This window comes from Archangium sp., assembly GCF_036388035.1.
GTDB lineage: Bacteria > Myxococcota > Myxococcia > Myxococcales > Myxococcaceae > Archangium.
Map to the genome: position 1 here is coordinate 1 of NZ_DASVSO010000182.1, position 9,097 is coordinate 9,097.

General features: G+C 70.1%; 8 protein-coding genes. 2 read left to right on the forward strand and 6 right to left on the reverse strand.

Annotated elements, in window-relative coordinates:
- From VF697_RS07925 to VF697_RS07945, 5 genes are all read right to left on the reverse strand, one after another.
- On the reverse strand, positions 1-787 hold a 787-nt coding region (locus VF697_RS07925), incomplete at its 3' end, for a PKD domain-containing protein (protein WP_414641257.1).
- 33 nt (positions 788-820) lie between these two features.
- Positions 821-1,897, reverse strand: coding sequence for a carboxypeptidase regulatory-like domain-containing protein (locus VF697_RS07930; RefSeq protein WP_331092895.1), 1,077 nt, complete (start codon positions 1,895-1,897; stop codon positions 821-823).
- Positions 1,897-3,546, reverse strand: coding sequence for a caspase family protein (locus VF697_RS07935; RefSeq protein WP_331092896.1), 1,650 nt, complete (start codon positions 3,544-3,546; stop codon positions 1,897-1,899). The genes VF697_RS07930 and VF697_RS07935 overlap by 1 nt, the downstream gene beginning before the upstream one ends.
- A 20-nt stretch (positions 3,547-3,566) precedes the next feature.
- Positions 3,567-4,352 (reverse strand): hypothetical protein, encoded by a 786-nt coding sequence (locus VF697_RS07940; protein ID WP_331092897.1) that lies wholly within the window; start codon positions 4,350-4,352, stop codon positions 3,567-3,569.
- Positions 4,353-4,354: 2 nt separating this feature from the next.
- Positions 4,355-4,939 (reverse strand): RNA polymerase sigma factor, encoded by a 585-nt coding sequence (locus VF697_RS07945; RefSeq protein ID WP_414641258.1) that lies wholly within the window; start codon positions 4,937-4,939, stop codon positions 4,355-4,357.
- 125 nt (positions 4,940-5,064) lie between these two features.
- Here VF697_RS07945 and serC point away from each other — a divergent pair, with 125 nt between their 5' ends.
- Both serC and VF697_RS07955 read left to right on the forward strand, forming a co-directional pair.
- Complete coding sequence (gene serC / locus VF697_RS07950) at positions 5,065-6,153, forward strand: 3-phosphoserine/phosphohydroxythreonine transaminase (RefSeq protein ID WP_331092898.1); 1,089 nt, start codon at positions 5,065-5,067, stop codon at positions 6,151-6,153.
- A gap of 97 nt (positions 6,154-6,250) precedes the next feature.
- On the forward strand, positions 6,251-6,811 hold the full coding sequence (locus VF697_RS07955) for a chalcone isomerase family protein (protein ID WP_331092899.1): 561 nt from the start codon (positions 6,251-6,253) through the stop codon (positions 6,809-6,811).
- A 78-nt stretch (positions 6,812-6,889) separates the two neighbouring features.
- Here the strand turns inward: VF697_RS07955 and VF697_RS07960 are convergent, their stop codons facing one another.
- The gene (locus VF697_RS07960; protein ID WP_331092900.1) at positions 6,890-9,079 is read right to left on the reverse strand and encodes a hypothetical protein; all 2,190 of its coding nucleotides are present in this window, start codon (positions 9,077-9,079) and stop codon (positions 6,890-6,892) included.
- Positions 9,080-9,097 lie beyond the last annotated feature (18 nt).

The window sequence follows — 9,097 nt, forward strand, 5'->3', positions numbered from 1 at the left end:
ACTCGACGGCCTCGGCCAGGGCGTCCGCGCCGCTCGGGAGGTTGAAGTCGAGCGCGGTGGCGCGGAAGAGGACGCTGGGCGAGTACGGCGCCGGCTGGCCGGCCTTCACGTACAGCTCGGCCTCGGGGCGGAGGATCTGCACCGCGGGGGCCTGGGTGGACTTCACCGTCACGGGCACGCGGGCGGTGGTGCTCGCCCCGGTGCTCGGGTCCGTGGCGGTGCAGGTGAGGGTGTCCTCGCCCGCCACTCCCAGCGTGACCTGGGCCCGCGCGCCCGAGGGCAGGGGGCCGGAGAGCTCGGAGGACCACTGGAGGGCCGTCTCGGGGAGGGGCGTGCCGGTGGCGGAGAGGGCCTCGCAATGGAGCGGCAGCACCTGTCCGAGGTTCCACGCGCTGCCGGAGGCCGGCTCGCGGATGACGACGCTGGGCGCACGGGCGTCGAGCACCTGGAGGACGACGGAGGCGCTGGCCACCAGTCCACCGGAGTCGATGACGGTGGCGGTGAGTGTCTGCTCCCCCGGCTCGGAGAAGGTGACGGTGGGGGAGCCTCCGCGGGCGAGCTGGCCGGAGCCCGAGGCCACCCACACCACGCTCTCATCGAGCGCCGCGCCGTCCTCGGCGTCCTCGACGCGGGCGGTGAGCTGGAGCGCCTGCCCCGTGCGCACCACCTGTCCCCCCGAGGGGCTCTCCAGGGTGATGCCGGGTGGGGTGTTGGTCGGCGCCGGAGGTGTTTGGCGCTCACAACCCCCGAGCGCACACAGGAGGGCGAGCAGGGAGCGCGTCTTCATCGGCCGGTGTCCCAAGGTGTCCCCCTTCGCCCTTCAGCGCCGTGGCCGGCAGATGGTGCCGGTGGCCGAGTCGGCGCAGGCGAAGGGTCCCGGGCACTCGGCGTTCGTGGTGCAGCGGAAGGTGCAGATGCCCTCGACGCACAGGCCCTGGGCGATGCCCCTGTCCCAGCAGCGCTCGTCGCCATCGCAGGGCGTGCCCACCTGTCGGTAGGCGAAGCAGCCGGCGAACTGGGCCGTCTCGGGCAGACACCGGCCGCCCTGGCAGTTGAAGCCCTGGGCGCACCCGCTCTTGTCGTCGCACCTCGCCACGCAGGCCGTGCCGCCCTCGGGGAGATCCTCGCAGCGCGCGCCGGACGCGCATTTCCAGTCCCCATCACAGGGGGCGCACAGGGCACCGGGGCCCTCGCACCGCTCGTTCCGGCAGGAGAGGCCCGGGGCACACTGGGCATCCGACTCGCACTCCACGCACCGGCCATCCGAGGCACAGTGGCTGCCACGCTCGCAGCCGCTGACGGCGCAGCCGCGGTGGAGGGGGTCGGCGTCCGGCGCGGAGATCTGCACCTTCACTTCCCTGTGCTCGCTTTCGCCCACGCACGCGTCCACCTGCTTCACCAGGAAGCCGGGGACGGACACCTCCAGGCCGTAGCAGCCCTCCGGCAGCGGGCCCACGCGCAGGCTCCCGTCCGCCTCGAGTCGCAGCCGCTGGAAGGGCGTGCCCACCACGGACACCTGCCCGTTGCCCACGAGCTGGCGCGCGGGCGCTCGCACCCTCAATTCGAGGAAGCCGGCCGCGTGCGGCACCACGTCCCGTACCTGCGTGGAGCCGCCTCCCTGCACCACCACCGGCAGGCGCACCGCCCTGTCCGCCGAGGCCACGATGAAGAGCTCCCCCGCGCCGGCCGGCACGCGCTCCAGCACGAAGGCGCCGTCCTCGGCCACGGTGCCACGCAGGCCCGGGCTGCCCACCAGCGACACCAGGGCCACCGACGGGTTGGCCTCGGTGAGGCGGCCTCGCACGGTGCCCGTCCGGAAGGGGGTGTTGTCGAAACCTCCGCACGCGCTCGCCACGAGGGCGAGGGCCATCACCACGCTGTAGACGGTCTGGCGCATCAGAAGCGGTACCCCACGCCGGCCCATCCGCCGGAAAAACCAACGGCCTGTCCCTGTCCGTCCACCACCACGTACGTCACCATCGTCTGGAGCTGCGACATCAGCTCCATGCGCTCGTTCAGCCGCCACACCACGCCGCCCACCACGCCCGGGCTGACGGTGAAGTACTGCTGGCTGCCGGTGAAGGCCTCCGTCTGGAAGGACCGCTGGAGGAGCAGAGCGGCCACACGCGGGCCCGCGTAGAGCGACAGGCGCCGCCACCGCCACGTGTAGGGCACCGAGGCCCCCAGGGAGAAGGAGGTATAGGTGAAGGGCACGGAGCTGCCGGGCACCAGGTCCAGGCGGTGCCGGCCCCGGCTGCCACTCACGTCGAAGACGAGGCTGAGGTCCGGCAGCGGGCGCTCCTCCAGGCGCAGCACCACCGCCAGCTCCGGCGAGGCGGGCAGCAACTCGTTGCGGCTGCGCGCGTCCACGAAGGAGAACATGCCGCCCACCAGCGCCAGCGAGCGGCGCGGGAAGGACTGGGACAGCAGGCGCTCCAGCGGCAGCCGCTCGCCCGCGGCGATGTCCACGACCTCACGGAAGAGGAGGTCATCTCCCTTGGTGAGCTCCACCGTGCGGCGCCCGGGCTTCACCGCGGTGCCCCCGGGCAGCTCCGTGCGCTCCTCGCCGTCCACCTTCAGCGTGAAGCCGTCCAGCCGGGGGTTGTACGAGAAGAGCTCCGGACGGCCCGTCCGGTTGATGCGGCCGGAGAGCACCACGGGATCCGCGCCCACCTCCAGAATCTCCGCCGAGGGCCGCTGCCGCCCCTCGGTGAAGCCGTAGGTGTGGCGGCGCGCGTAGTCATGCGCCTCGGTGGCGGTGACGGCGCCGTCGATGTTGCGATCCGCCGCGCCATTCAGCCCATGGATGAGGAAGTGGGTATAGATGTCGTTCTTCAGCCCCTCGTCCTCGCGGGCCGTCTCGCCCCAGTCGCAGGCGGCGAACACCATGGAGGCGCGGCTCGACTCCTCCAGGGGGCGTGCGTAGAAGCCGGCCTTGATGCCGGCCAGCTCGGCCTCCAGCTCGCGGGGCAGCAGCGACTTGCCGCTGCCGCTGTGGCACGTGGCCAGCACCATCAGCCGACGGCGCGAGGGGAGCTGATCGAACTCGGACTTGAGCACGTCCATGGACAGCGCCGTCTGGGCGATGGACCGGTACGAGGCGTCCGTGGTGACCAGGTAGCGCTTGAGCTCGCCCTTGCCATCGCGCGACAGCGTGCCGTGCGCGGAGAAGTACACCACCACCACGTCATCCGGCCGCGTGGCCTCCTGCCGCAACTGTCGCAGCGCGGCGAGGATGGAGGCCCGGGTCGTCTCCTCGGGGCGGGTGAGGACGCGCACCCGGTCGAAGTGGCCGCGCGTCGAGTCCCTCAGCGCCGAGGCCAGGTCCTCCGCGTCCTTGGAGGCGTAGCGCAGATCGCGCCACTGCGCGTCCTGGACCTGGGACACGCCCACCAGCAGCGCGAGGCGGCGGGGCGCGTAGGCCTCCGAGAGCTTCGTCTCGTCCACCTTCACGGACACGAGCCCGCCCTTGCCACCCTTCTCGAGCGGGCCAGGACTCGCGCAGGCCGCGAGCACCGTCAGGAGGATGGAGGGAAGGCGCCGCACCGTGGGCTGGGATTGTGCCCTTAATGGCCCTGGACGTGGAGGTCGAACCGGTTGATGGCCAGGGCGGAGCGCTCGTCCATGTCGCCACGGGTGAGAGCCTCACGCACCTCTTCAGGAGGGGAGACCTGTCCCGAGGGGAAGCCCACCAACCACAAGGTGAGGGCTCCGGACTCGCCCTCCAGGCTGATGCCCACCAGCCCCTGGGGCCCTTCCAGCTCGTGCGTGCCGGCCTGGAGTGGGAAGCGGCCGAGCAGCTCCGGCGCCGCGTCCCCGCGCTGCTGGAAGAGGAGGGCCTCGCCGGCCTCGGTGGCGTGGTAGCGCAGCACCAGCACCTCCTCATCCGAGGCGGTGGTGCCCGGGTCCATTCGCCGCAGGCTGTCGCCCGGCCCACGCGCCACCACGGACATCTCCAGGGCCAGCCGGCCCACGCCCTTCGTTCCGTCCCAGGCGCCCTTGTCCCGCGGCAGAGGCCCCACCTCGGCACGGGTGAGGACGACGAGCCCCGCGAGGCCCGCCGCCAGCGCCACGCCCACCGCCGCCCGGCGCCACATGGGCCCGGGGCCCCGCAGGGCGCGACGGATGCGGGCATCCCCCACCTCGTCCAGCCGGGGCTCCTCCTGCCGGGTCGGCGAGAGGTGGAGCAGCAGGGCGTCTACCTGGCCGTCGAGCAACCCCGGGCCGGGGGTTTTCGCCAGGACGTCCATGCACGCCTCGCAGGGGTGCGCCAGGTGCTCGCGGAAGTACGCCACCGCCTCCGGCTCTCCGGCGGACAGGGCGCGCAGGGCTTCGGCATCCAGGTGTCTCATCCTTACTCCCACCGTCCGGCCAGCACGCGCCGGAGCAGCTCCTGCTTGATTCGGGCCCGGAACCGCTCCAGGCGCATCGTCACGGCGCTCTTGCCCACCCCGAGCTTCTCGGCGATCTCCCGGGCGGAGAGCTGCCCATCCACATAGAAGAGGTGCACCGTCTTCTTCTCCTCGCCCTCGGGCAGCTCGTCGATGAGCTGGCGCACCACGGCCATGTCCCGCTCGAGCTGGAGGGCCTCGGGCACCAGGGCGACCGTCTCCGGTTGGGGATCGGAGACCTCGTCATCCAGCCGGCGCGTCTGGCCCTTGCGCTCCAGCCGGGTGCGGGCCCGGTTGCGGGCGATGGACAGGAGCCACGCCTCGAAGGCCGCCGGCTCCTTGAGCCGGGGGAGGGCCTTGAAGGCGCGTACATAGGTCTCCTGGATCACGTCTTCCACCTCGTCCGGGTCCAGCGGCGCGAAGCTGGCCGTCAACCGGGCCACCAGGGGCCGCGTCCGCCGGTACAGCTCACTGAAGGCGGGAGTCTCCCCCTGAGCGGCCCGTACGACCCACTCCGTCAGCTCCCGAGAGGAACCCACCCGAGTCATGGACCCACCGGCCTTGGGAACGGCCACACGCTGGCGGGTGGACGGACGCCGCGCTTCCTGCTTCCCCCTGGGAGGGGGTGGGGCACAATGGCCGCGCGGTTGTTCACTTTCCCGAGGGCACAGCCATGCGCGTCATCAACTTCAACGCCGGCCCCGCCGGCCTGCCCCTGCCCGCGCTCGAGCGCGCGCGGGACGAGCTGCTCGACTTCCAGGGCTCTGGAATGTCCATCATGGAGCACAGCCACCGGGGCAAGGAGTACGACGCCGTCCACGCCGAGGCCATCTCCCTGCTCACCGAGCTGCTCGGCATCCCGGACACCCACCAGGTGCTCTTCCTCACCGGCGGGGCCTCGCAGCAGTTCGCCCAGGTGCCGATGAACTTCCTGCCCCCGGGCGCCAGCGCGGACTACGTCCTCACGGGCGTCTGGAGCGAGAAGGCCTACGAGGAGGCGCTCACCGTGGGCAAGGCCCGGGTGGCGGCCAGCACGGCGCTGCCGGACAAGCGCCATGTGCGGATTCCCCGCCAGGACGAGCTCCAGTTGGACCCCAAGGCCGCCTACGTCCACCTGACGAGCAACAACACCATCTACGGCACCCAGTGGCACGCGTGGCCCGAGGTGGGCAGCGTCCCGCTGGTGGTGGACATGAGCTCGGACTTCCTGTGGAAGCCGATGGACGTGAGCCGCTTCGCCTTCCTCTACGCGGGAGCGCAGAAGAACCTGGGCCCCTCGGGCGTGCTGATCGCCGTGGCCCGCAAGGACTTCATCGCCCGAGGCCGCAAGGACATCCCGAAAATCTTCCGCTATTCGACACACGCGGAAAACAACTCGCTCTACAACACGCCGCCCACCTTGGCCATCTACCTGTGCCGCAATGTGCTGGCGTGGGTGAAGCAGGTGGGCGGCCTCGGACAGCTCGAGCGGTGGAACCGGCAGAAGGGCGAGCTGCTCTACGGCGCCATCGACAAGCACGCGGGCTTCTACCGGGGGCCGGTGGAGCGCGAGTCCCGCTCGTACATGAACGTGGTCTTCACGCTGCCCACGCCGGAGCTGGACGACAAGTTCGTGGCCGAGGCGAAGAAGGCGGGGATGGTGGGCCTCAAGGGCTACCGCACGGTGGGCGGCATCCGGGCGTCCACCTACAACGCGGTGACGGTGGACAACGTGAAGGCGCTGGTGTCCTTCATGGAGGAGTTCGTCCGCAAGAACGGGTAGCGGGGCGCGGGTGACGCACGGCGCCATCCGCGAGGAACATCGACGGCGGGGCGTTCGATTGACTAGACCTGGGGCGTCGTACCTTCCAGGAGAGTTCATGAAGAACGCCACGCTGTGTGCTGTCGTGATGGCCGTCGTGCTCGCGCTCCCCGTCGCCGCCAAGGAGGCGGGAGGCGTGCAGTTCCCCGAGACGCTGACGGTCGAGGGCAAGGAGCTGAAGCTGAATGGCGCGGGCCTGCGCACCAAGGTCGTGTTCAAGGTGTACGCGGCCGGCCTGTACCTGCAGAACCCGACGCCGAGCGCCCAGCAGGCCATCGAGTCGGACCAGGTGAAGCGCGTGCGGATGTCCATGCTGCGCGACCTGGAGAAGAAGACCATCACCGAGGCCATCGTGGATGGCTTCAAGAAGAACGCGGGCGACAAGCTGCCGGCGCTGCAGCAGCGGCTGGACACCTTCACCGCGGCCATCCCGGACCTGAAGAAGGGGGACGAGCTGGTGCTGACGTACGTGCCGGGCAAGGGCACCACCATCGAGAGCAAGGCGGGCCAGAAGATCTCGGTGGAGGGCAAGGACTTCGCGGACGCGCTCTTCGCGGTGTGGCTGGGCAAGAGTCCCGTTGACGGAAGCCTCAAGGACGGGATGCTGGGCAAGGAGTAGTGGAAGAACGAAGGGGGCCGCCGGAAAGCAACCCGACGGCCCCCCTTCGTGTGTCAGCGGGACACTCGCCCGCCCGCGTCAGTTCGTGACGTAGGCGGTGATGTTGTTGTTGTTGCTGGCCTGGCTGAAGCCCGCGGGGCCGGCCACCACGAGGGTGGTGTTGCCCACGTCCACCGGGTGGAACGAAGTCGTCCGGTAGTTGGGCATGTCAGCGCCGGTGAACACCACGGGCGAGAGCGTGATGGTGCCCACGGCCGTGTTGGAGCTGGTGACGCTGACGGGGACGTTGGAGAGCCCGGGCCGCAGCTGCTGCGTCTGGTGCAGGTTCAGCGTGAACGGATCCAGCGCCGCCGGGTGGATGTTGAGCGTCGTGTCCGAGGACGTCTTGGTGGTGCTGAAGGTCGTCCCGAAGCCGGTGACGACGAAGCCGGACGGGTAGAACGTCAGCGTGGACGTCTTGGAGTTGTAGCCGGTGGCGCTCGCCGTCCACTGCACCGAGCCGCTGCCCGCCAGCGCCTGCACGTAGAAGGTCGGCGTGGAGGAGCCGCCGGCGGGGATGGTGAAGGACAGCGTGCCACTGGTGCCGAAGACGTCCGCGGCGGTGGACAGCCGGGCCTTCGTGTCATCCACGGTGATGGTCAGGACGGTGCCGCCCGTGGGAGCGGAAGCCCCGAGGCTCGCGGACGTGGAGACCTGGAGATCCTTGCCGAGGGTGAGGTTGGACAGCCCGGTGATGTCCGGAGCCGTCACCGTCACGTCGATCTGCTTGTAGTTGCCAGGGGTGGAGAAGCCCGCGACCGTGCCGATGGACAGCGTGGTGGTGCCCCCGTTCACCGGGTCGAACGCCGTGGAGGCGCTGGACTGGTTGGTGTTGATGAAGAGGGTGCTGGCGAGGAGGTTACCCACGGTGGGGTTGCTGTTCGCCAAGTTCACGGACACCGAGCCCGCGCCAGGACGCAGCACCTGGGAGGCCTCGTAGTTGAGCGTGGTGGGGTTGAGCCGGCCCAGGAACACGTACACGTTCGAGTTGCTGGAGGACGAGGTCGTGTTGATGGTGGAGCCGCACACGACGCACGTGGACACCATGACGCCCGAGGGCCTCATGGTGATGGTGCCCGTCTTGGTGTTGTAGCCCGTGGCCGTGGCCGTGTACTGCACCGTGCCGCTGCCCTCCAGTGCCTGGATGTAGAAGGAGGGGGTGTTGGAGCCGCCGGTGGCGAGGTTGAACGTCAGGGAGCTGGTGCCCACCGAGGTGGCGCTCGTGGAGAGCAGGGCCTTGGTCGGGTCGGCCACCGTGACGGTCACGGCGACGCCGCCCGCGGGAGCCGCGGTGCCGAGCGAGACATAGGTGGACGTCTGGAGATCCTTACCCACGGTCTCGTCGTAGACGGTGAGGTTGGGCGCCGTCACCGTGGCGGTGATCTGCTGGTAGTTGCTGGGTGTGGAGAAGCCCGCCGACGTGTTGACGGACAGCGTGGCGGTGCCCGCGTTGGCCGGGTCGAACGCCGTGAGGACGCTGGACTGGTTGGCGTTGAGGGTGACGGGGCTGAGGGTGAGGGTGCCCACGGTGGGGTCACTGCTCGTGACGTTCACGGACACCGAGCCCACGCCAGGACGCAGCGCCTGGGAAGCCTCGTAGTTGAGCGTGGCGGGGTTGAGCCGGCCCAGGAACACGTACACGTTGGAGTTGCTGGAGAACGTGGTCGTGTTGATGGTGGAGCCGCAGACGACACACGTGGACACCATGACGCCCGAGGGCCTCAGGGTGATGGTACCCGTCTTGCTGTTGTAGCCGGAGGCCGTCGCCGTGTACTGCACAGTGCCGCTACCCGCCAGCGCCTGGATGTAGAAGGAGGGGGTGTTGGAACTGCCGGCGGCGAGGTTGAACGTCAGGGAGCTGGAGCCCACCGAGGTGGCGCTCGTGGAGAGCAGGGCCTTGGTCGGGTCCGCCACCGAGACCGTCAGGGCGACACCGCCCGTGGGGGCCGCGGTGCCGAGCGAGACGTAGGTGGAGGTCTGGAGGTCCTTCCCTACGGTCTCGTCGTAGACGGTGAGGTTCGGGGCCGTCACCGTGGCGGTGATCTGCTTGTAGTTGCCGGGCGTGGAGAAGCCCGCCGGTGTGTTGACGGACAGCGTGGTGGTGCCCGCGCTCACCGGGTCGAACGTCGTGAGGACGCTGGACTGGTTGGTGTTGATGACGAGGGGGCTGGCGGTGATGATGCCCACGCCGGTGCTGCTGCTCGTCACGTCCACGGACACCGAGCCCACGCCAGGACGCAGCACCTA

Bases quoted from the DNA above. Each gene is read 5' to 3' on its own strand.
- VF697_RS07955 (WP_331092899.1), top strand. From the start codon at position 6,251: ATGAAGAACGCCACGCTGTGTGCTGTCGTGATGGCCGTCGTGCTCGCG.
- VF697_RS07930 (WP_331092895.1), bottom strand. From the start codon at position 1,897: ATGCGCCAGACCGTCTACAGCGTGGTGATGGCCCTCGCCCTCGTGGCG.
- VF697_RS07940 (WP_331092897.1), bottom strand. From the start codon at position 4,352: ATGAGACACCTGGATGCCGAAGCCCTGCGCGCCCTGTCCGCCGGAGAG.
- serC (WP_331092898.1), top strand. From the start codon at position 5,065: ATGCGCGTCATCAACTTCAACGCCGGCCCCGCCGGCCTGCCCCTGCCC.
- VF697_RS07945 (WP_414641258.1), bottom strand. From the start codon at position 4,939: ATGACTCGGGTGGGTTCCTCTCGGGAGCTGACGGAGTGGGTCGTACGG.